19 protein-coding genes, 12 tRNA genes and 3 rRNA genes are annotated in these 20,874 nt (G+C 40.0%); 1 reads left to right on the forward strand and 33 read right to left on the reverse strand.

What is annotated here, in order from left to right:
* Positions 1–19: 19 nt before the first annotated feature.
* The 7 genes from ccpA to racE form a co-directional block, all read right to left on the reverse strand.
* Entirely contained in the window at positions 20–1,021 is a 1,002-nt protein-coding gene (gene ccpA / locus G7081_RS06415; RefSeq protein WP_166008123.1) for a catabolite control protein A, read from the reverse strand.
* A 166-nt stretch (positions 1,022–1,187) separates the two neighbouring features.
* Positions 1,188–1,658 carry a YtxH domain-containing protein gene (locus G7081_RS06420; RefSeq protein ID WP_166008124.1) on the reverse strand — a complete coding sequence of 157 codons (471 nt, stop codon included), beginning with the start codon at positions 1,656–1,658 and terminating at the stop codon, positions 1,188–1,190.
* A gap of 22 nt (positions 1,659–1,680) precedes the next feature.
* A complete protein-coding gene (locus G7081_RS06425) occupies positions 1,681–2,115 on the reverse strand; it encodes a DUF948 domain-containing protein (protein ID WP_166008125.1) in 435 nt (144 codons plus the stop codon).
* 103 nt (positions 2,116–2,218) lie between these two features.
* Positions 2,219–2,671: a cyclic-di-AMP-binding protein CbpB gene (gene cbpB / locus G7081_RS06430; protein WP_166008126.1), complete on the reverse strand. Its 453-nt coding sequence runs from the start codon at positions 2,669–2,671 to the stop codon at positions 2,219–2,221.
* Between the two features lie 98 nt (positions 2,672–2,769).
* Positions 2,770–3,288 (reverse strand): metallophosphoesterase, encoded by a 519-nt coding sequence (locus tag G7081_RS06435; RefSeq protein WP_202982262.1) that lies wholly within the window; start codon positions 3,286–3,288, stop codon positions 2,770–2,772.
* A 3-nt stretch (positions 3,289–3,291) separates the two neighbouring features.
* Positions 3,292–4,641 carry a ribonuclease PH gene (gene rph, locus G7081_RS06440; RefSeq protein WP_166008127.1) on the reverse strand — a complete coding sequence of 450 codons (1,350 nt, stop codon included), beginning with the start codon at positions 4,639–4,641 and terminating at the stop codon, positions 3,292–3,294.
* 11 nt (positions 4,642–4,652) lie between these two features.
* Positions 4,653–5,462, reverse strand: coding sequence for a glutamate racemase (gene racE, locus G7081_RS06445; RefSeq protein ID WP_166008128.1), 810 nt, complete (start codon positions 5,460–5,462; stop codon positions 4,653–4,655).
* Between the two features lie 158 nt (positions 5,463–5,620).
* On the opposite strand from racE, the gene G7081_RS06450 reads away from it, so the two are divergent.
* Positions 5,621–6,163 (forward strand): HdeD family acid-resistance protein, encoded by a 543-nt coding sequence (locus G7081_RS06450; RefSeq protein WP_166008129.1) that lies wholly within the window; start codon positions 5,621–5,623, stop codon positions 6,161–6,163.
* Positions 6,164–6,245: 82 nt separating this feature from the next.
* Here the strand turns inward: G7081_RS06450 and G7081_RS06455 are convergent, their stop codons facing one another.
* From G7081_RS06455 to G7081_RS06580, 26 genes are all read right to left on the reverse strand, one after another.
* Complete coding sequence (locus G7081_RS06455) at positions 6,246–6,446, reverse strand: cold-shock protein (RefSeq protein ID WP_166008130.1); 201 nt, start codon at positions 6,444–6,446, stop codon at positions 6,246–6,248.
* Between the two features lie 252 nt (positions 6,447–6,698).
* Positions 6,699–6,926 carry a CsbD family protein gene (locus G7081_RS06460; RefSeq protein WP_166008131.1) on the reverse strand — a complete coding sequence of 76 codons (228 nt, stop codon included), beginning with the start codon at positions 6,924–6,926 and terminating at the stop codon, positions 6,699–6,701.
* A gap of 126 nt (positions 6,927–7,052) precedes the next feature.
* Positions 7,053–7,136, reverse strand: a tRNA-Leu gene (locus tag G7081_RS06465).
* 12 nt (positions 7,137–7,148) lie between these two features.
* Positions 7,149–7,219: transfer RNA gene (locus tag G7081_RS06470), tRNA-Cys, on the reverse strand.
* 11 nt (positions 7,220–7,230) lie between these two features.
* A tRNA-Gln gene (locus G7081_RS06475) sits at positions 7,231–7,302 on the reverse strand.
* Between the two features lie 11 nt (positions 7,303–7,313).
* Positions 7,314–7,386, reverse strand: a tRNA-His gene (locus tag G7081_RS06480).
* Positions 7,387–7,415: 29 nt separating this feature from the next.
* Positions 7,416–7,488, reverse strand: a tRNA-His gene (locus G7081_RS06485).
* 12 nt (positions 7,489–7,500) lie between these two features.
* Positions 7,501–7,571: transfer RNA gene (locus G7081_RS06490), tRNA-Trp, on the reverse strand.
* A gap of 18 nt (positions 7,572–7,589) precedes the next feature.
* Positions 7,590–7,670, reverse strand: a tRNA-Tyr gene (locus tag G7081_RS06495).
* Positions 7,671–7,673: 3 nt separating this feature from the next.
* Positions 7,674–7,749 (reverse strand) — tRNA-Phe (locus G7081_RS06500).
* Between the two features lie 11 nt (positions 7,750–7,760).
* A tRNA-Asp gene (locus G7081_RS06505) sits at positions 7,761–7,834 on the reverse strand.
* 39 nt (positions 7,835–7,873) lie between these two features.
* Positions 7,874–7,945, reverse strand: a tRNA-Glu gene (locus tag G7081_RS06510).
* 22 nt (positions 7,946–7,967) lie between these two features.
* Positions 7,968–8,054, reverse strand: a tRNA-Ser gene (locus G7081_RS06515).
* A gap of 32 nt (positions 8,055–8,086) precedes the next feature.
* A tRNA-Asn gene (locus tag G7081_RS06520) sits at positions 8,087–8,160 on the reverse strand.
* Positions 8,161–8,171: 11 nt separating this feature from the next.
* A 5S ribosomal RNA gene (gene rrf, locus G7081_RS06525) occupies positions 8,172–8,287 on the reverse strand.
* A 93-nt stretch (positions 8,288–8,380) separates the two neighbouring features.
* Positions 8,381–11,294 (reverse strand): 23S ribosomal RNA (locus G7081_RS06530).
* A gap of 260 nt (positions 11,295–11,554) precedes the next feature.
* Positions 11,555–13,113, reverse strand: a 16S ribosomal RNA gene (locus G7081_RS06535).
* The 16S, 23S and 5S rRNA genes sit together here with 12 tRNA genes alongside, the layout of an rRNA operon.
* 347 nt (positions 13,114–13,460) lie before the next feature.
* Positions 13,461–13,880: a peroxide-responsive transcriptional repressor PerR gene (perR, locus tag G7081_RS06540; protein WP_166008132.1), complete on the reverse strand. Its 420-nt coding sequence runs from the start codon at positions 13,878–13,880 to the stop codon at positions 13,461–13,463.
* A gap of 76 nt (positions 13,881–13,956) precedes the next feature.
* The gene (locus tag G7081_RS06545) at positions 13,957–14,871 is read right to left on the reverse strand and encodes a hypothetical protein (RefSeq protein WP_166008133.1); all 915 of its coding nucleotides are present in this window, start codon (positions 14,869–14,871) and stop codon (positions 13,957–13,959) included.
* Between the two features lie 138 nt (positions 14,872–15,009).
* A complete protein-coding gene (locus G7081_RS06550) occupies positions 15,010–15,288 on the reverse strand; it encodes a hypothetical protein (protein WP_166008134.1) in 279 nt (92 codons plus the stop codon).
* A 62-nt stretch (positions 15,289–15,350) separates the two neighbouring features.
* Positions 15,351–16,451, reverse strand: coding sequence for a M42 family metallopeptidase (locus tag G7081_RS06555; protein ID WP_166008135.1), 1,101 nt, complete (start codon positions 16,449–16,451; stop codon positions 15,351–15,353).
* A gap of 23 nt (positions 16,452–16,474) precedes the next feature.
* Positions 16,475–17,533 carry a M42 family metallopeptidase gene (locus G7081_RS06560; RefSeq protein ID WP_166008136.1) on the reverse strand — a complete coding sequence of 353 codons (1,059 nt, stop codon included), beginning with the start codon at positions 17,531–17,533 and terminating at the stop codon, positions 16,475–16,477.
* A gap of 76 nt (positions 17,534–17,609) precedes the next feature.
* Positions 17,610–18,131: a GrdB-related putative oxidoreductase gene (locus G7081_RS06565; RefSeq protein WP_166008137.1), complete on the reverse strand. Its 522-nt coding sequence runs from the start codon at positions 18,129–18,131 to the stop codon at positions 17,610–17,612.
* A gap of 11 nt (positions 18,132–18,142) precedes the next feature.
* Positions 18,143–19,495, reverse strand: coding sequence for a PTS sugar transporter subunit IIC (locus tag G7081_RS06570; protein ID WP_166008138.1), 1,353 nt, complete (start codon positions 19,493–19,495; stop codon positions 18,143–18,145).
* A gap of 20 nt (positions 19,496–19,515) precedes the next feature.
* A complete protein-coding gene (locus G7081_RS06575) occupies positions 19,516–19,842 on the reverse strand; it encodes a PTS sugar transporter subunit IIB (protein WP_166008139.1) in 327 nt (108 codons plus the stop codon).
* A 61-nt stretch (positions 19,843–19,903) separates the two neighbouring features.
* Positions 19,904–20,866, reverse strand: coding sequence for a glycosylasparaginase (locus G7081_RS06580; RefSeq protein ID WP_166008140.1), 963 nt, complete (start codon positions 20,864–20,866; stop codon positions 19,904–19,906).
* Between the last annotated feature and the right edge of the window lie 8 nt (positions 20,867–20,874).

A 20,874-nucleotide genomic window follows, 5' to 3' on the forward strand; every position in this document is an offset into this window, starting at 1 on the left:
CAATGCGAAGTCTTTTTTATTATTTAGTTGAACCTTTTTTAGCAAGTCCATGTGGTAAGATAATTGTTTTCTCTTCCACTTCTTCTTTATTCATAAGTTTTGTTAATAAACGCATTGAAACTGCACCGATATCATATAACGGTTGAGAGATACTTGATAACTGTGGACGTGCCATTTCAGTAATCAACGTATTATTACTAGTGATAATTTCAAAATCTTCTGGCACTTTAATTCCTTGGTCTAATAAACCATTCATCACACCAACGGCTAATTCATCATCAGCAATGTAAGCTGCAGTAGCACCTGTGTTAAGTAAACGATCTGTTAAGCCATAACCTGTTTTATAGTTAAAGTTTGTTTCAAATACAAGTCCTTCATTATAAGATAGCTTGTTATCTTTCAAACCTTGTTTGTAACCAGCTAAGCGCTCTTGACCATTAATTGGATCTAGTAAAGAGCCGCTGATGAAAGCAATCTTTTCATGATTGTTAGCTGCTAAAACTGAAACAGCTTCAGCCGTTGCTTCTTTGTAGTCAATGTTGACCGAACCAACTTGTTTATCGGGGTCGATTGAACCGGCTAAAACAACTGGTGTTTTCGAACGAGAAAACTCGCCGCGAATCGCATCTGTAATGTGATGTCCCATGAAGATGATGCCGTCTACTTGTTTTGCAAGTAATGTGTTTAATACATTGACTTCTTTTTCATCGCTACCATCAGAGTTGGCAAGGATAATATTATATTTATACATCGTAGCCACGTCATCAATCCCACGGGCTAATGATGAAAAGTAAACATTGCTAACGTCAGGAATAATAACTCCAACCGTCGTTGTTTTCTTACTAGCTAAACCACGCGCAACTGCATTTGGTCGATAGTCAAGACGATCAATCACGTCCAGAACTTTCTTTCTTGTTGCCGGTTTAACATTTGGATTGCCATTCACAACGCGTGACACTGTTGCCATTGAAACACTTGCTTCACGAGCAACATCATAAATTGTAATTGTTTGATTTTCCATTATACTTCCTCCTAAATTACTTTTAATGTCTATTTTCTGAAAAAGCGATTTACATTTCTTAATTTCAGATTAACAAAGTTATATCAATAATGCAAGCGTTTTACTAATTCCTTTCATGAAACTTGCAAACAAAAAAAGCCTCACTTGGAGGCTTTTAAAATGTTATCTATTTAGTTGTTTCTTCAACTGCTTTTTCTACTGTTTCAACAGCAGCTTCTTCAGCCTCAGTTACTTCTTGAACAAGTTCAGACAAGTTATCATCTTTTGGAATTTCAATAACAATATCTTCTTCAATATCGTCAAAAGATTCTTCTGCAAGATCAGTCATTTCATCTGTTGTTGCTTTAATTTTATTCGAAAGTTCTTCTGTTTGTTTTTTGATAACTGTCATGGCTTCTTCTGAACCTTTAACAGCTTTATCTTTTAATGTTGACATTAATTCTGCGGCTTGACCAGCGTAATCTGGTTTGCCCTCTTCACCATTCTCAATGGCACGGTTTTTAAAATCATTGGCTTGATCTGTTAAATCATCACGCATTTCTTTTCCTGATTTTGGTGTTAATAATAACGCTGCCGCTGCTGCTGCAACCCCACCTAAAATTGCTCCTGATAAAAATCCACCTGATTTTTTACTCATTGTAATTCCTCCTATATGTTCATTATTTTCTAAATAATTTAAACGCTGTATTAGCTAATTTGCTTGCCGCTGTTGCTTTGGCTGCACTACTTCCCATTGTCGTCACCTTACTAGCTACATTGCGACTTGATGAGTTTAAATCTGAAACGCTTGAACTTAAATCTGCTACCGCTGTAAACAATGGATCGATTGTTTCAGACTTTTGATTAACATCTGCTAACAGTAAGTTACTCTTAACTAAAAGCTCTTCTACTTGGTAAGTTAAAACATTAATATCATTGGTAATCTCTTTGACTGTTACATTGGTTTCATCTAACATATCAGATACTTTATTGATTGCAATATCTGACGATTTCAAGTTTTTTGATAACTTAGGTAAAATCATAATACAAATGACTAAGACTAAAAGCCCAAAAAATCCTGCTGCAACTAATGCTGCAATTTCTCCACCTGACATCTTAAACTTCCTTTCTGTTGGTAACCTTATTCAATAACAGAATAACACCATTTGTTTTTTAACACAATTGATAACAATTTACATTACTCTTCTTCAAACATTCTTAATGATTTTCAAGATCAATTTCATGTACTAAATGATTAACGCTTTTCAAAATTTCGCGACGTGTCACAATTCCTGTAAAGCAGTTATATTCATCAACAACTGCTAGGAATGGGTGATCTACTAACTTATGTAAAATATCTTCCACATCAAATGGATCTGTAATAATGGGTACCTCAGTTTCCATCACATCTTTAACCAATAATCCTTCTAGATTGCTCGGATCAATTTCAGCTAGATCAAACATTTGATTGACGATATTAGACAAGCCGATTAAGCCAACAATATGGCCTTCACGATTTAAAACTGGAATTCTTGTATACTTCACTTGTGTCAACATTAATAAGGCATGTGTTAATGGATTCTCATCCATCACATGTGCGACTTTCTCATCTGAAACTAAAAAACAATCTGCATTCTTCAATAGAATATTTTCTACAGCTTCGCTAATCATTTTAATTCCCCCTGTCCTAACCAACCCTAACATATAACTATTGGCTATCAGCAAGTAACAGCTATTTTTTAAAGACTCTTAAACCTCTTAAGACATTATTAACCTTTTGAAAAAGAACAACTCAACTCTCTCTGACATTCATGATTTTGATTATAAAACTCAACCTGGTAAGACTTTTCATCTACTGTCACCACGGCGTAGGTTTTAATGCGATAACGCCCTCTTGGGAAACAAATACTCCCTGGATTAACAACTAATACGTTATTTATTAACTCCGCTCCTAGGGCGTGCGTATGACCGTAAAAAGCCATAGACGCATTTAGCTCCTGACTACGATACAACAAATTTGCAATTGAGGAATTCACATTAAATAAATGGCCATGGGTCATAAAAATAGTTTCATCACCTAGCTTGACTAATTGCTCTTTTTTGAATCGAGGATCAAAATCACAATTACCAGTTACGACTAAAAAATCTGACCACAATGAATCATCCGGTTCCAACTGTGAGTCACCACAATGAAACATACCGTCTACCTCTCCGCGATAACGATCAGCTAGTTCAACAAGACAATCACGATTGCCGTGACTATCACTAACGACTAAAAAGCGTTGCATAATTTACGCCTCCATCCATTTATCCCAAACCTTATCTAATTCTTTCAACGCCACCGACCGATGACTAATCTTATTTTTCGTTTCAGCAGGCAACTCCGCCATTGATTTATCAAATTCCGGTACATAGAATAATGGATCATAGCCAAAACCATTTTCTCCACGTGGGATAGTTAAAATTTCACCAGGAACTTCACCACTGACTAATAAAGTTTCTTTACCTGGAGCGGCCACTGCTAATGTGCAGTGAAATTTTGCGCTACGTTTAGCCCCTTCAATACCTGTTAACTCATGTAATAATTTCGCATTATTAGCGGCATCACTTTTTTGTTCTCCAGCATAACGGGCAGAATAAACACCAGGCTGTCCACTTAAGGCATCTACCATTAGACCCGAATCATCCGCGACAACTAAACAATTCAACGTCTTAGCAATCGCTTCGGCTTTCAAAGTAGCATTAGCTGCAAACGTCGTCCCTGTTTCTTCGACTTCTGGAATTTCTGGATAGTCCAATAACGTTTTGACTTGATAGCCTTTCGCTCCAAATAACGCTTCAAACTCCTTAGCTTTACCTTGATTCCCAGTTGCAATCACTATCGTTTTTTGGCTACCTTCAACAGGCATCGCTTTTACTGAAGAGCCTGAACACGCTAATTTTTGCTTTTCAATCAATTGAACTAGTCCCTCTTCTCCAACCTCTAGCATTGCAGCTAGTTCTTGACGCGTAAACGTTGCTTCTTCGCCGGTTCCTTGAATTTCCACAAATTCACCAGATTCAGTCATTACTAAATTCATATCAACTGCTGCTGCTGAATCTTCCACATAATCCAAATCCAATACAACTTCTTTCGTTGGCAAGACACCGACACTAACAGCTGCAACAAATTCTTTCAAGGGATCTTCTTCTAATTGCCCTTCAACAATTAACTTCTGAACAGCTAATTTCATCGCCACGAAAGCTCCCGTAATACTAGCTGTACGTGTACCACCATCCGCTTGAATCACATCACAATCGACGATTAAAGAACGTTCACCTAGTTTTTCTAAATCAACAACTGCTCGTAAACTACGGCCAATTAAACGTTGAATTTCCATGGTACGTCCTTTTAATTTTCCTTTAGCACTTTCACGAATCATCCGTGAATGCGTTGAACGAGGAAGCATACTATACTCAGCCGTTACCCAACCCGTTCCTTGACCTCTTAAAAAAGGGGGAACACGATCCTCAAAGGTCGCTGCACATAACACTTTTGTATCCCCAAATGAAACTAAAACTGATCCTTCTGCATGCTTCAAAACATCTGTCTCAATTGTTACCTCACGTAATTTATTATAGTCACGTCCATCATGTCTCATGCTATTTCCTCCTAATTATCAATCACTACATGAGTGACTGGTATCTGATCTGTTGTTAACCATTCTTCACTAATTGATTTAAATAATTCTTCTGATCCAGTTGTATAAAATTCATGACTTGGATGATTTCTTTCCTTATCAGCAGTAATGTCAAAATAATCTAATACGAAACTAACCTCGCTAATTGTCTCAGCACCTGAGTCAATTAAGGTTACAGCCGAACCAACAATATTTTGAATCGGTTTCTTTAGTAATGGATAATGCGTACATCCTAAGACTAACGTATCCATACCCGTTTTCAACAAAGGTCGCAAAGTTTCAGCTACAACCTTTTTAGCAATTGATGAATTGGCTTGTTGACTTTCTACTAAAGGAACAAATTTTGGACAGGCTAACTCAATGACTTCAGTTTCAACTGACTTATGCTGAATCATTTGACTGTATGCTTTTTGATTGACCGTTGTTTCTGTCCCAATCACACCAATAATATTTTTTTCAGTACATTTCAATGCCGCATGACTTCCTGGTCCAATCACACCGACTACAGGAATATCTAATTCATTTCGAATTTCATCTAAAACAACAGCAGTTGCTGTGTTACAAGCAATCACCAACATTTTTATATTTTTATTTAAAAGGAAACGAGTCATTTCCCATGTATAGGCTTTAATCTGTTCAACTGGTCTTGGACCATAAGGACAGCGTGCTGTATCACCAAGGTATAAAACTTGTTCATGTGGCAATTGTTTTAACGCTTCCTTTACAACTGTCAAGCCACCCACTCCTGAATCAATAAAGCCGATTGGATTATTATTACTCATTTCATTTCACCTCAATTATCATCTGATTTCTCTCACCCATCTATTATACCCTAAAACCAGTACATAAATAAACAAAACCAACTACAGAATAGCTTATAGTTGGCATCTGAAGTTATTTTATTATAAAATAAAGTCTACACAATTTTAGGAGGGTTATTTTGAAAAATATTTTAGATCAACTACGCAATTATTCATTAACACGCAGTATCATTTACATCGTTTTAGGAATTGTTATTTTATTCGCACCACTAGCAGTTAAGAAAGTTTTATTTTACTTAATTAGTGCTTACCTAGGATTCTTCGGAATCATGAACTTAGTAACTGCCTTTAAACGTAAACAAGAAACAGGCAACCTATTCGGTATTGAATTTATCATTGGTGCGATGCTAATTCTTTTAGCAATCATCAACATTGTTTTCATGGACTTAATTACTAAATCCATTCCAATTATTTTAGGTGTCTTATTAATTCTAAATGCTTTAATCCAATTAAGCTTAGGTGCTTCAATTAAAGAGGTAAATCCTAAATATCGTTTAACAATCATTATTTATAGCGTTATGGTATTAATCGCTGGTATTACATTAATTTTCAATCCATTTGGAACTGATACAACAATGCTACGTGTCTTCGGAACAGTATTAGTTGTGATGGGTGCAGCAGAATTATTAAACCACTACACTAAAGATCAATACTTACTATAAACTAAAAAGAAGCTTCGGCTTCTTTTTTTTGCACAAAAAAACAACTAAACCGAAGTTTAGTTGTTGAAAGTTTAAATTCAAATTAAGCTTTTTCGATGTTAGTCGCTTGTAATCCGCGTTGACCTTCTTCAACGTCGAAAGTTACTGCTTGACCTTCTTCTAAAGTTTTGAATCCTTCACCTTGGATAGCTGAGAAGTGTGCGAACACGTCTGAACCGTCTTCTTGAGTGATGAAACCGAAACCTTTGTCTGCGTTAAACCATTTTACTGTTCCTTGAGCCATTGTTGTTTCCTCCTAGTGCGCATAGCGCTTATTATTGCAATAAATATCGATGCTACAAAAGAGGTGTCTCAAAACAATAAATGTTTAATTACCTGTATGTGTATCTAACTTATTACAATACTTAGTATAGCTCACAATTCTTAATAAGTAAACAGTAAAACCTTAAAAACCTCAAATCATTTTCTTTTCTAAATTTCAGAAAAAAAAACGTTGTCCAAAGGACAACGTTTTCATTAATAATAATATGTTAAACTATTTATCAAACTTTTCTTTTACTTCGTCAATAACATGTTCTGTCGACTCTTTAACATCATCAACTACGTGTTCTGCAGATTCCTTAACATCAGAAGCTACTTTCTTCGCTTTACCAATAGCTTGATCTAAAATACCTTCAGCTTTTTTCTTGCCATCACCTGTAACAGTTCCTGCAACTTCTTTTGCTTTACCTTTTACTTCATCCATTGCGCCTTTGTCTGTCATGAAAAAACCTCCAATAATTTATTTTTACTACACCCTTACTGTATCCAATAAACTAAATTATGTCTAATAAAGTGACTTATCAAAAATAAAAAACACTAAATCAAAGGATTTAGTGTTTTCATATAGTACCGGTGGCCGGGGTCGAACCGGCACGATCGTGAGATCACAGGATTTTGAGTCCAGCGCGTCTGCCAATTCCGCCACACCGGCAAATTATAAATAAGGCGGTAACCGGATTTGAACCGATGATAAAGGTGTTGCAGACCTCTGCCTTACCACTTGGCTATACCGCCGTAATATAAAACTGGGCTAGCTGGATTCGAACCAACGAATGACAGAGTCAAAGTCTGTTGCCTTACCGCTTGGCGATAGCCCATAAATAAAATAGGCGGATGATGGGAATCGAACCCACGCGTGTCGGAACCACAATCCGATGTGTTAACCACTTCACCACATCCGCCATAATAAAAATGACATAATATTAAAATAGGCGGATGATGGGAATCGAACCCACGCATGTCGGAACCACAATCCGATGTGTTAACCACTTCACCACATCCGCCATAAATATTAACAGGGGTAGTAGGACTCGAACCCACGCTGACGGTGTTGGAGACCGTAGTTCTACCACTAAACTATACCCCTAGCATAAAACATAAAAAATGGAGGAAAGTGGATTCGAACCACTGAACCCTAAGGAACGGATTTACAGTCCGTCGCGTTTAGCCACTTCGCTATTCCTCCAAATGGTGGCTTGAGACAGAATCGAACTGCCGACACCTTGAGCTTCAATCAAGTGCTCTACCAACTGAGCTATCAAGCCTAATATAAAAACGGTCTGGACGGGACTCGAACCCGCGACCTCCTGCGTGACAGGCAGGCATTCTAACCAGCTGAACTACCAAACCATTATATATAAGTATTAATGTATTATAACATACATTAAATGACCCGTACGGGAATCGAACCCGTGATACCGCCGTGAAAGGGCGGTGTCTTAACCGCTTGACCAACGGGCCTTATTAAATTCATTCTTTATTACGGAGAGTAAGGGATTCGAACCCTTGAGACAGTTTCCCGCCTACACGCTTTCCAAGCGTGCTCCTTCGGCCTCTCGGACAACTCTCCAGATTCTCTTACTTCTCTTATATTAAAGATGACTCCGGCAGTAGGACTCGAACCTACGACATCATGATTAACAGTCATGCGCTACTACCAACTGAGCTATGCCGGAATAATACTAAAGCGTGGCAACGTCCTACTCTCACAGGGGGAAACCCCCAACTACCATCGGCGCTAAGAAGCTTAACTACTGTGTTCGGCATGGGAACAGGTGTATCCTTCTTGCTATCGCCACCACACTTGTGATGTATTATTTTCTTTTGAGTAATTGCTCACTCAAAACTGGATAGTAAAGTTTAATCAAAACATTCCTTGAATCCTACGTTTTATTCTTGGTTAAGTCCTCGACCGATTAGTACTAGTCCGCTCCATACATCACTGTACTTCCACTTCTAGCCTATCTACCTGATCGTCTCTCAGGGGTCTTACTTTCCGAAGAAATGGGAAATCTCATCTTGAGGGGGGCTTCACGCTTAGATGCTTTCAGCGTTTATCCCGTCCACACGTAGCTACCCAGCAATGCCCTTGGCAGAACAACTGGTACACCAGCGGTGTGTCCATCCCGGTCCTCTCGTACTAAGGACAGCTCCTCTCAAATTTCCTACGCCCGCGACGGATAGGGACCGAACTGTCTCACGACGTTCTGAACCCAGCTCGCGTGCCGCTTTAATGGGCGAACAGCCCAACCCTTGGGACCGACTACAGCCCCAGGATGCGACGAGCCGACATCGAGGTGCCAAACCTCCCCGTCGATGTGGACTCTTGGGGGAGATAAGCCTGTTATCCCCAGGGTAGCTTTTATCCGTTGAGCGATGGCCCTTCCATGCGGAACCACCGGATCACTAAGTCCGTCTTTCGACCCTGCTCGACTTGTAGGTCTCGCAGTCAAGCTCGCTTATGCCTTTGCACTCTACGAATGATTTCCAACCATTCTGAGCGAACCTTTGAGCGCCTCCGTTACTCTTTAGGAGGCGACCGCCCCAGTCAAACTGCCCATCTGACACTGTCTCCCACCACGATTAGTGGTGCGGGTTAGAATGGCCATAACACAAGGGTAGTATCCCACCAACGCCTCAACCAACACTAGCGTGCTGGCATCTAAGGCTCCTACCTATCCTGTACATGTGTCACAGACATTCAATATCAAACTACAGTAAAGCTCCATGGGGTCTTTCCGTCCTGTCGCGGGTAACCTGCATCTTCACAGGTACTAAAATTTCACCGAGTCTCTCGTTGAGACAGTGCCCAAATCGTTACGCCTTTCGTGCGGGTCGGAACTTACCCGACAAGGAATTTCGCTACCTTAGGACCGTTATAGTTACGGCCGCCGTTTACTGGGGCTTCAATTCTGAGCTTCGCCGAAGCTAACCCATCCTCTTAACCTTCCAGCACCGGGCAGGCGTCAGCCCCTATACGTCATCTTTCGATTTTGCAGAGACCTGTGTTTTTGATAAACAGTCGCTTGGGCCTATTCACTGCGGCTGGTCCGGAGACCAGCACCCCTTCTCCCGAAGTTACGGGGTCATTTTGCCGAGTTCCTTAACGAGAGTTCGCTCGCTCACCTTAGGCTACTCGCCTCGACTACCTGTGTCGGTTTGCGGTACGGGCAGTAATCATCTAACTAGAAGCTTTTCTTGGCAGTGTGACATCGGAAACTTCGGTACTTAATTTCCCTCCCCATCACAACTTGTTCTTAAAAGAGTAAGCATTTGACTCACCCTAAAACTCATTGCTTGGCCGTGCACTTCCATTCGCACGGATTTCTTAGCCTACTGCGTCCCTCCATTGGTCAAACAATAATTACTGGTACAGGAATATCAACCTGTTGTCCATCGCCTACGCCTATCGGCCTCGGCTTAGGTCCCGACTAACCCTGGGAGGACGAGCCTTCCCCAGGAAACCTTAGTCATACGGTGGACAGGATTCTCACCTGTCTTTCGCTACTCATACCGGCATTCTCACTTCTAAGCGCTCCAGTAGTCCTCACGATCTACCTTCAACGCCCTTAGAACGCTCTCCTACCAATGCACCTAATGGTGCACTCCACAGCTTCGGTAATATGTTTAGCCCCGGTACATTTTCGGCGCAGGGTCACTCGACTAGTGAGCTATTACGCACTCTTTAAATGGTGGCTGCTTCTAAGCCAACATCCTAGTTGTTTATGCAACCCCACATCCTTTTCCACTTAACATATATTTTGGGACCTTAGCTGGTGGTCTGGGCTGTTTCCCTTTCGACTACGGATCTTATCACTCGCAGTCTGACTCCCGGATATGAATATATGGCATTCGGAGTTTATCTGAATTCGGTAACCCGAGATGGGCCCCTAGTCCAAACAGTGGCTCTACCTCCACAATTCTTAATCCGAGGCTAGCCCTAAAGCTATTTCGGAGAGAACCAGCTATCTCCAAGTTCGATTGGAATTTCTCCGCTACCCACAGCTCATCCCCGCACTTTTCAACGTACGTGGGTTCGGTCCTCCAGTGCGTTTTACCGCACCTTCAACCTGGCCATGGGTAGATCACATGGTTTCGGGTCTACGACAACATACTCATTCGCCCTATTCAGACTCGCTTTCGCTACGGCTCCGACTCTTCATCTTAACCTCGCATGCTATCGTAACTCGCCGGTTCATTCTACAAAAGGCACGCTATCACCCATTAACGGGCTTTAACTTGTTGTAGGCACACGGTTTCAGGATCTATTTCACTCCCCTCCCGGGGTGCTTTTCACCTTTCCCTCACGGTACTGGTTCACTATCGGTCACTAGAGAGTATTTAGCCTTGCGGGATGGTCCCCGCGGATTCCGACGGAATTTCTCGTGTTCCGCCGTACTCAGGATACTCATAGGTGTGCAGTCCATTTCGCCTACGGGGCTTTTACCCACTACGGCTGACCTTTCCAGGTCAATTCGACTATCAACTACAGCTACCATATTTGAGTCCTACAACCCCAAGAAGCAAGCTTCTTGGTTTGGGCTCTTACCGTTTCGCTCGCCGCTACTAAGGTAATCGAATTTTCTTTCTCTTCCTGCAGGTACTTAGATGTTTCAGTTCTCTGCGTCTCACCTCATATACCTATGTATTCAGTATATGATGACAGCCTATAACAGCTGCCGGGTTTCCCCATTCGGAAATCTCTGGATCATAGCTTACTTACAGCTCCCCAAAGCATATCGGAGTTAGTCCCGTCCTTCATCGTCTTCTAGTGCCAAGGCATCCACCGTGCGCCCTTATTAACTTAACCTATGTTGCTAACAATGATGTTAGACTTTCAGTTTCCACTCTGTAGCGATACAGGCTCCACTGATCCTTTAAACAGCGTTTTGAACTTTGTTTAAAAACTCTTATGAATAGTACTAAAGTACTATCACAACGCGGTGTTCTCGGTTTGTTTTGATTAATTTCTTTAACTATCCAGTTTTCAATGAGCAAATGTTTGAGAGTAGACCTCTCAAAACTGAGCAAAGTAAGAACGAACCTGTAGGATTCCGTTATATTCCTTAGAAAGGAGGTGATCCAGCCGCACCTTCCGATACGGCTACCTTGTTACGACTTCACCCCAATCATCTATCCCACCTTAGGCGGCTGGCTCCAAAAGGTTACCTCACCGACTTCGGGTGTTACAAACTCTCGTGGTGTGACGGGCGGTGTGTACAAGGCCCGGGAACGTATTCACCGCGGCGTTCTGATCCGCGATTACTAGCGATTCCGGCTTCATGTAGGCGAGTTGCAGCCTACAATCCGAACTGAGAATGGCTTTAAGAGATTAGCTTGGCCTCGCGACCTTGCGACTCGTTGTACCATCCATTGTAGCACGTGTGTAGCCCAGGTCATAAGGGGCATGATGATTTGACGTCATCCCCACCTTCCTCCGGTTTGTCACCGGCAGTCTCGCTAGAGTGCCCAACTTAATGATGGCAACTAACAATAGGGGTTGCGCTCGTTGCGGGACTTAACCCAACATCTCACGACACGAGCTGACGACAACCATGCACCACCTGTCACTTTGTCCCCGAAGGGAAAGCTCTATCTCTAGAGTGGTCAAAGGATGTCAAGACCTGGTAAGGTTCTTCGCGTTGCTTCGAATTAAACCACATGCTCCACCGCTTGTGCGGGCCCCCGTCAATTCCTTTGAGTTTCAACCTTGCGGTCGTACTCCCCAGGCGGAGTGCTTAATGCGTTAACTGCAGCACTGAAGGGCGGAAACCCTCCAACACTTAGCACTCATCGTTTACGGCGTGGACTACCAGGGTATCTAATCCTGTTTGCTCCCCACGCTTTCGAGCCTCAGCGTCAGTTACAGACCAGAGAGTCGCCTTCGCCACTGGTGTTCCTCCATATATCTACGCATTTCACCGCTACACATGGAATTCCACTCTCCTCTTCTGCACTCAAGTTCCCCAGTTTCCAATGACCCTCCCCGGTTGAGCCGGGGGCTTTCACATCAGACTTAAAGAACCGCCTGCGCTCGCTTTACGCCCAATAAATCCGGACAACGCTTGCCACCTACGTATTACCGCGGCTGCTGGCACGTAGTTAGCCGTGGCTTTCTGGTTAGATACCGTCAAGGCGGGAACAGTTACTCTCCCACTTGTTCTTCTCTAACAACAGAGTTTTACGATCCGAAAACCTTCTTCACTCACGCGGCGTTGCTCGGTCAGACTTTCGTCCATTGCCGAAGATTCCCTACTGCTGCCTCCCGTAGGAGTCTGGGCCGTGTCTCAGTCCCAGTGTGGCCGATCACCCTCTCAGGTCGGCTATGCATCACGGTCTTGGTGAGCTATTACCTCACCAACTAACTAATGCAGCGCGGGTCCATCCTTCAGTGACACCGTAAAGCGTCTTTCATAGTTCCACCATGCGGTGAAACCAATTATGCGGTATTAGCATCTGTTTCCAAATGTTATCCCCCGCTGAAGGGCAGGTTACCCACGTGTTACTCACCCGTCCGCCACTCTTCTCATATGAACTGGTGCAAGCACCGGTTCGGAGAAGCGTTCGACTTGCATGTATTAGGCACGCCGCCAGCGTTCGTCCTGAGCCAGGATCAAACTCTCAATAAAAGTTTTGATTGTTTCTTACGAAACAGCTCATTTGTTGTTTGCTAGCGAATGTTACTTCACTTACGTTTTTATAAAAAACGTTAAAATTTAGTTTGTTGTCTCAACTAATGAGAACAACATCCTACACGTTTGGTTCGTCTTACTTTGTTCAGTTTTCAAAGGTCTATTCTGTCGTTCGGGCTGTGCCTTAGCGACTTAATCATAATAACAAGATTAGTTGACTCTGTCAACAATATTTCTAGGATATTTCTAAAAAATATTTAAAGTTATTTTTACTGTCCAAAAAAGAAACAAAAAAAAGCAGCTAATCTAATCTGATTAACTACTTTCTACTATATTAATAGATATTACTGACAATCTGGACAAATACCGTAAAGTTCCATCCGATGCTCGTTTATCTTAAAACCAGTCAACTGCTCAGCAGCCGTTTCAACATCATCTAAACCTGGGTAATAAGTATCGACGATTTTACCACAGGATTCACAAATGGCATGGTAATGCTTTTGTGACGAGAAATCAAATCGACTTGAGGCATCGCCATAGGCCATCTCTTGAACGAACCCAATTTTTGTAAACAAGCGTAGGTTATTATAAACGGTCGCTACGCTCATTCCTGGAAACTTATCTACTAATCCTTTATAAATATCATCTGCAGTCGGATGAGCATGACTATTAATTAGAAATTCTAAAACCGCTTGTCGTTGTGGTGTGATTCGGATATCAGATGCTTTTAGTTGTTGTAACGCTTCAGCTAATTTCTTTTCCATAACTCACCCTCCTTTATTAGTTAATTAATGATACTACTTTTCTTGATTCGTTTCAAGAAATCATCCTTACTTACTATCATTTAATAAGTTTATCTTTTAAGTTAATTAAATCTTCTTTACTAATCAATCCCTTATCAAATAATCGTTTCGCTGAATCAAAGCGCTCGCTCATACTTTCCAAATTAATACTAAACTTATTCTCCGAAGTAATTGTTTCGTTATCAGACTCAACTACCTGAATATCATCTAAAATTGATTTCCTGTTATAAGAATAAGCTCCTTCACTTAATACGGCTTGCAACCGTAAGCCCATCGGTTTCACACCGAAGTATGTCAAGCTACCAGAAATCACGCCACCTGCAAGCGGAATCGCTTTTGCCATTCCTTTAGATAATCCTTTTTTACTTGATTTTATCCCAATTACTTTCAGTACTTTTTTAGCGACCTGATGTGACAATTGTTGCGAACCTTGCTCCATCAAAACTTTAGTCACTGTACTTGATAATAAACGCGTTGCCGAAGCTGCAGTGTTAACGCCTAACATGACTCCTAAATAAACAATTAATTTATCCTCTGCCTCATTGTCAATTTCTTTATGACTTTGCCAAATATCTTCTGCGCCATATAGGTAAGAAAGTTCTTGGGCCATCTTCAAAGTGCTCGCATAAACTTGAATCATATCTGCTGGCAATGTACCTAATATTGCTAATCCTCCAGGTAAACCTGTGACAAAAGACATCATTGTTGCTTTATGAGTTGCATCTATAACACATCTCTTAGCAATCTGATCAATCTCAGTTTGAGAGAACATCGACACAGGTCCTTCTTCCAACAAACGCATCTTAGCCTCTCTTGTTTTAACTTGCTTAGAAAAAGTTTCTAATAAGTATTGATCACGCTTCACTTTAACTCCTGGTATCTTTAGCAACTGCCTAACAATAGCTACTGAATTATTCTTCACTTTTGGTTTGTTTACTTTATTCTTAAACATCTAATTCCTCCGATATGCCACTCTATTACTATTATTATACACTAGTGTCTCGGAACACATGATTTTTAAGAACTTCCACTTAATAAAGTCTTAACAAATAAAAAAGGTGCCGGACTATGATCTGCACCTTTTTTATAATTATTTAATTATTTTTTCTTTTTTACGTTTATCTAGCCATGAATATAGTTTCATGAATACTAGCATTATTAAAGCAAATATCAAACTAACTATCACATAGCCTATTAGTACAGAAATCAACATTAAGAATCCTCGACCAAAACCATTTGTTGATGAAGTGATATCCACAAACAGCGCTTTAGTGTCAGAAAAATTAAAGACACTCTGACTGCCTAATTTGATTAAAAAGAATATTCCAGCAAATTTGAACGCATTTTTTAAAATTCTATTTGATTGCATTTTAACACTCCATCTTTTAATAGTTATAGTCTAGCACACATGTTCGAAATTATTGAAACATATTATTGACCTAAGAATGATTTTTTTATATCTTCAAGTTGCTCATGGGTTAAACTACGACAAAATTCAGTTAACAATTCAACAGTTTGCCAATAGTCTTTACGGTGAATAATCAGATGAGACGAATGCATATAGCGAGTTGGTAATGATAATGTCATTGTAACAACACCATCCATCGCTTTATGAATATTACATGCGTCAGTCCCGCCAATTGTCATGAAGTCATAGTTCAAATCTAACTTTAAACTCATCCCTAGTTTTTCCATATGCTCTAAAAGCCCTCTGTTCGCGATTGTTAATCCATCTAAAACCGACAGAATAGCTCCATTCCCCAATGCCATTCCACCACCATTATCTAACGGTGTATCAAAACTCGTAGTAACATCTAATGCAATTGCTACGTCCGGTTTTATTTGATGTACAGCCGCACGGGCTCCACGTATCCCAACTTCTTCTTGTGTTGAGCCAACCATGTAAACTTGTGATTCATGTTCCTTATCTTGAAGTTGACGAATAACATCGATTCCAACCCCAACACAAATTCTATCATCCCATGCTTTACCTGAAAGATAATTAGGGTTAGCCATTACACGAAAATCAGAATTCGGAGTAATCATATCGCCAACGTCAATTCCCAACTCTTCAATTTCACCCTTACAGCTGACACCCATATCTAAATAAAGTTCCATCGGATTAATAACTTTACTTTTCGCATCCGCTGACATACCGTGGGGCGCTCGACAGCCAACTATACCTATAAATTCATCACCAGATTCAGTAGTCACCTTCATTTCTTGAGCGGGCATAACATGCCCCCACCAGCCGCCTATAGGTAAAAGATTAATAAATCCTTGTTCATCAATTGAACGAACCATAAACCCAACCTCATCCATGTGTGATGAAATCATAATTTTCGGTCCAGACTCACTTCCTGTTTTTTTACAAATAATAGAGCCAAAATTATCATAAGTGATTTCGTCAACTATAGGTTCTAGATGCTTTTTAACAATACGACTAACATGTCTTTCGCAAGATCCTATCGCTCCCTGTTCGCTTAACTCTTTAAGTAGTTCTAAATCAACATTTCCATAAGGTTGTTCCATTTCACGCAACCTCCTTTCTCGCATTATCTATTTTCTTCTTTATAACCTTGAATAGATTCAGGATTTAACCCTTTAATAAAAATCGTCAGCGATTCCTTAGCAGCATTATAATCACGAATGTCCATCACAGATGAAGATGTATTAATATTACGCACTGGAATATTACCAAATAAAGTTGGTGTTCCTAAAACTAACTTATGAATCCAACCAGCATCAGAATCCCCCATAGAGAAATAGTGTTGGCTAAGAATATCATTTTCCTTGCAAATCTCTTTCAAATCAGAAACAAGTTTGCGATTAGGAAGCATCACTTTATCATAGTATGTAATTAGCATGCCTTTCCCAAGAAAGCCTTGTTTATCGAACTCTACTTTGTTTTCTAGAGCATCTAGAGTGTCTAAACATACAGCTAAATCAGGTTTAATCATTTGCGTAGCTGTTTGAGCACCTCGTAATCCAACTTCCTCTTGAACAGTCGCACCGACGTACAAGTCAAAATCCAACTCTTCACCTTTAACCGCGTCTAATAATTCAAGACCTAAAACACAACCGTAACGACCGTTGATTGCTTTAGCGAATATACGATTGCCATTTGGAGAAACTGACATATCTCGTTTGAATGAAGCACTATCACCGAAAGTTAGTCCTAAAGATAATAACTCTTCTTTAGATTCAGCTCCTAAATCAATTAAAACATCACCTTCATCGTTAAGAACTGTCCCTTTGTCATCTAAACTAACAATCGTTCCAGGAAACACCTTACCCGTTCTAGTTTCTAATTTAATCTCCGCACCTAATAAGGCATTTTTGTGGTGTTTGCCTAAACCTAAACATTTCACTAAACCATTATCTAACAACTCTCTTACTATAAATCCTGCTTCATCCATGTGACCGGCAATCATAACTTTTGGAGCATTTTTTTTCGCGCTTTTTTTAACACCAAAAATCGAACCTAAATTATCATAAATTACCTCATCACACATTTTTTCATACTCAGCTTTTAATAGATTAGACACATTTTTTTCGTTACCAGAAATACCACTAACTTCTGTATATTTTTTTAATAACTCTAACGTATTCATATTATACCTCCTTGATTTTAAACGAAAAGCTCTTAGCAATCTAACGATTAACTAAGAGCTCCAAGTTATCTAAGTACTAGTAACAGTGAGCTTCAACAAATGCTGTTGTATCTACACCGTCAACTTTCATTTTAGCCAATTCGCACATAGCTGATAACGACTCAGTTAAACCGATACCACCTTTTTTAGGCATATCAATAATGTTTACTTTATCTTTAAAAGCTTCAATTGTCGATGCACATTCTTTTGACATTGCCGCAACTGTCGGAATACCAACATGTTGTTCAATGAACTCACCTACATGTGCACACATTTCACCATAACCTTCGTAATTAAATGCTGGGCCACATAACACTGCGTCTGCACCTATTTTCTTGCACATTGCAGCCATTTTTTTAGTCACTTCTTCTTTATTTGCCTCAAAGAAGCCATCACCACAATATAAACAAGCTGCAATTTGCATGTCATTTTTCTTTAAATACGGATCTAGCATATTAGCAGAACCTATCACCATGTTTTTACCACCTAATGGCAACATCGGATTTTCTTTCCCGCCTAATCCTGCTTGAGTTTGGTCAAAAATCATAACTACTTTCATATCAATCTCTCCTATAAATCATCAAATGAGATATCATCAAATGAAATTTCTTCTTCTTCAACAGCAACAGCTGAAGCTTCTTCTTCTAAATATTTTTTATCTAAAATCTTAATAAATGGATAGTACATTGCACAACCTAAGATTAACAAACCAATCTGCCAAACAGCAGCAAACAAACTACCTGTTGATAAGTAACCTGAGAAACCAATTGGTGTTGTCCAAGGTAAGGCTACACCTGTTGTATACGGAATCCAACCTAAGTTAGTTGCAATTGTTGATAGAATCAAGTTAACTTGTGGTACTAAAATAAACGGAATAATAATAATCGGATTTAAAACGATTGGCAAACCAAAAATAATCGGTTCGTTGATTCCGAAAATACCTGGTACTAAAGCAAGTTTACCTAATTGTTTAATTCGTTTTGAGTTACAGAATAGAATCATAACGATAACTAATGATAGTGTACTACCACCACCACCCCAGTTAGTGAAGAAGTTAGAAAATGGATCTGTGAAGATATTTGGCAAATCAGTACCATTTTGGAACGCTTCTAAGTTTTCCATTGTTAAAACTTTTGTGATTGGTCCGAATACAGAGTTAGCAACTGCAGGTCCATTAATACCAAAGAACCAGAACACTGTCGTAGCAACACCATAAATTAATTGCGCAGTCAATGTATTACCAGCACCTTTTAACGGTGTTTGTAGTACTGAATAAATAAAATTATGAACTGTTTCATATGGTGTAAATTCGAATCCAATACGGATAAAGAAGAATAATAACATTACTACAGCACTTGGAATTAATGCTTCGAAAGACTGACTCACTGCAGGCGGAACACCATCTGGCATTTTAATAGTCCAACCGCGACGATATACCCAGTTAAATAGCCATACAGCAATAATTGAAACGAATAACCCTAAGAAAATACCTTGTGAACCTAAGTATAAGAAACTTAGACCACCAGCGACATCTCCACCTTCAACAGCTGGAACACCATCAAAGAAAATACGAGTTGGTGTTAATATTAAGAAAGCAATCATACCAATTCCGGCACTTTGAATTGCATCCCCTTCAAGCTGACGCCCATAAGCATAAGCTGTACCAAAACAAGATAAGAAACCAACCATTTCAAATACTGGACGGGAAACATTTGTAAACCATGACTCCCAGCCTTCACCAAACATACCGGCCCAAAACTCTGACCAACCTGTAATCGGAAAATTCGCAAATAATAAGAACAATGAAGCTACAATGATTAATGGTGTTGTTATCAAGAAACCATCTCTAATTGCAAGCAAAACCTTGTTTTTACCAAGCTTGTCTGCCATCGGCATTAAAACTTTTTCTAACTTATCAAACATTTCTTTCTCCTCCTAAAATATTATTTTTTATTGTTTTTTAAAGCAACAAGAGCCATCTTCAGAACTTTTGCCCCATCCATAACACCATAGTCCTCAGAACTAATCACTTCGATTGGAGCACCATAATCACCAAACTGTTCTACAGTTTCGTTATATAAATATTTAACTTGTGGACCAAGTAAAATAACATCTGGATGTTCAGTCTTGATTTTCTCATCCAATGTACCGTGAGCATGCGCTTCCACGATAACCGGCATATTGTTAGCATCTGCTACCTCTTGCATTTTACGAGCTAGCATGCTTGTTGACATACCTTGACTACAAAATAAATAAATTTTCTTCTTCATGTTCCAAACACTCCTTAAAAATTATTTTTTAAGTCCAACTACGTTGAACGATTAAAGCCAATTATTTACCTAATTGATCGATAGGTGTTTTAATCCGTTTTTCATAAGCATCTAACCACTCTTGAGTAATCGGTTCGATAATTGTTTTATCGTCATCACCCATTTGTGCAATATAGATTGCCGGCTCTTCTTTGTCATTGGCAACTGAGAAAGTGAATTCAACGTTAGTAGCTACGCCCCAGTCCCCTTTATTGTTCATTGCAACTAAAGAAAATGCCCCTGCTTTACCATAGCGTTTTGTTAATTTATGGTGGAAGCTATACATTGCTTTATCAGCAGCCTCTTGGGGATGCATTCCTTCGCCCATCAAACGGACGATTTCATAGCTTAGGCAACCTTTCATTAAATCTTCACCTAACCCAGTCGCAGCTGCTCCACCAATTTCACTATCGACGTAGAAACCTGAACCAGATAACGGTGAATCACCAACACGTCCAGCTTTTTTCATAAACAAGCCTGAACTTGATGTTGCCGCAACCATGCTACCACTTTGATCTAAGCTGACAGCACCAATAGTATCGTGACCATCGTAAGCACTTAAACCCTTTTCTTTCATTTCTTCCAATCGTAGGTCGTACATTTTTTTAGAGCGTTCAGTCATCATATTCTTACGTTCAAAGCCTTCTAATTGAGCAAACTTAGTTGCCCCATTTCCAACTCTGAAACTATTAAATTTGTGATCACTCAATGAACGTGCTACCGATACCGGATTCGCTACATCAACAATTCCAGCAACACCACCAATTTTAAAAGTGTCACCGTCCATGTAAGCAGCATCCATCTCTAAGATACCTTCTTCATTTGGTAAACCGCCGTAACCAACAGATTTATAATATGGATAGTCCTCAACCATTTTGATACAAGTTTCTGCAGCATCGCCTGCTTTTCCAGAATTTTTCAACTGTTCTGATGCAGCAACGATACCATCATGCGCCATGCGCCATGTTGCAATAATTCCCCACATAAGTCTTA

The sequence above is a fragment of the Vagococcus coleopterorum genome (assembly GCF_011303955.1).
GTDB lineage: Bacteria > Bacillota > Bacilli > Lactobacillales > Vagococcaceae > Vagococcus_D > Vagococcus_D coleopterorum.

Excerpts from the sequence above, each read along its gene's own strand:
- G7081_RS06435 (WP_202982262.1), bottom strand. The coding sequence starts at position 3,288 with ATGCAACGCTTTTTAGTCGTTAGTGATAGTCACGGCAATCGTGATTGT.
- cbpB (WP_166008126.1), bottom strand. The coding sequence starts at position 2,671 with ATGATTAGCGAAGCTGTAGAAAATATTCTATTGAAGAATGCAGATTGT.
- ccpA (WP_166008123.1), bottom strand. The coding sequence starts at position 1,021 with ATGGAAAATCAAACAATTACAATTTATGATGTTGCTCGTGAAGCAAGT.
- G7081_RS06545 (WP_166008133.1), bottom strand. The coding sequence starts at position 14,871 with ATGTTTAAGAATAAAGTAAACAAACCAAAAGTGAAGAATAATTCAGTA.
- G7081_RS06580 (WP_166008140.1), bottom strand. The coding sequence starts at position 20,866 with ATGTGGGGAATTATTGCAACATGGCGCATGGCGCATGATGGTATCGTT.
- G7081_RS06455 (WP_166008130.1), bottom strand. The coding sequence starts at position 6,446 with ATGGCTCAAGGAACAGTAAAATGGTTTAACGCAGACAAAGGTTTCGGT.
- G7081_RS06570 (WP_166008138.1), bottom strand. The coding sequence starts at position 19,495 with ATGTTTGATAAGTTAGAAAAAGTTTTAATGCCGATGGCAGACAAGCTT.
- G7081_RS06560 (WP_166008136.1), bottom strand. The coding sequence starts at position 17,533 with ATGAATACGTTAGAGTTATTAAAAAAATATACAGAAGTTAGTGGTATT.
- G7081_RS06425 (WP_166008125.1), bottom strand. The coding sequence starts at position 2,115 with ATGTCAGGTGGAGAAATTGCAGCATTAGTTGCAGCAGGATTTTTTGGG.
- G7081_RS06565 (WP_166008137.1), bottom strand. The coding sequence starts at position 18,131 with ATGAAAGTAGTTATGATTTTTGACCAAACTCAAGCAGGATTAGGCGGG.
- perR (WP_166008132.1), bottom strand. The coding sequence starts at position 13,880 with ATGGAAAAGAAATTAGCTGAAGCGTTACAACAACTAAAAGCATCTGAT.
- G7081_RS06555 (WP_166008135.1), bottom strand. The coding sequence starts at position 16,451 with ATGGAACAACCTTATGGAAATGTTGATTTAGAACTACTTAAAGAGTTA.
- G7081_RS06550 (WP_166008134.1), bottom strand. The coding sequence starts at position 15,288 with ATGCAATCAAATAGAATTTTAAAAAATGCGTTCAAATTTGCTGGAATA.
- G7081_RS06575 (WP_166008139.1), bottom strand. The coding sequence starts at position 19,842 with ATGAAGAAGAAAATTTATTTATTTTGTAGTCAAGGTATGTCAACAAGC.
- rph (WP_166008127.1), bottom strand. The coding sequence starts at position 4,641 with ATGAGACATGATGGACGTGACTATAATAAATTACGTGAGGTAACAATT.
- racE (WP_166008128.1), bottom strand. The coding sequence starts at position 5,462 with ATGAGTAATAATAATCCAATCGGCTTTATTGATTCAGGAGTGGGTGGC.
- G7081_RS06460 (WP_166008131.1), bottom strand. The coding sequence starts at position 6,926 with ATGACAGACAAAGGCGCAATGGATGAAGTAAAAGGTAAAGCAAAAGAA.
- G7081_RS06420 (WP_166008124.1), bottom strand. The coding sequence starts at position 1,658 with ATGAGTAAAAAATCAGGTGGATTTTTATCAGGAGCAATTTTAGGTGGG.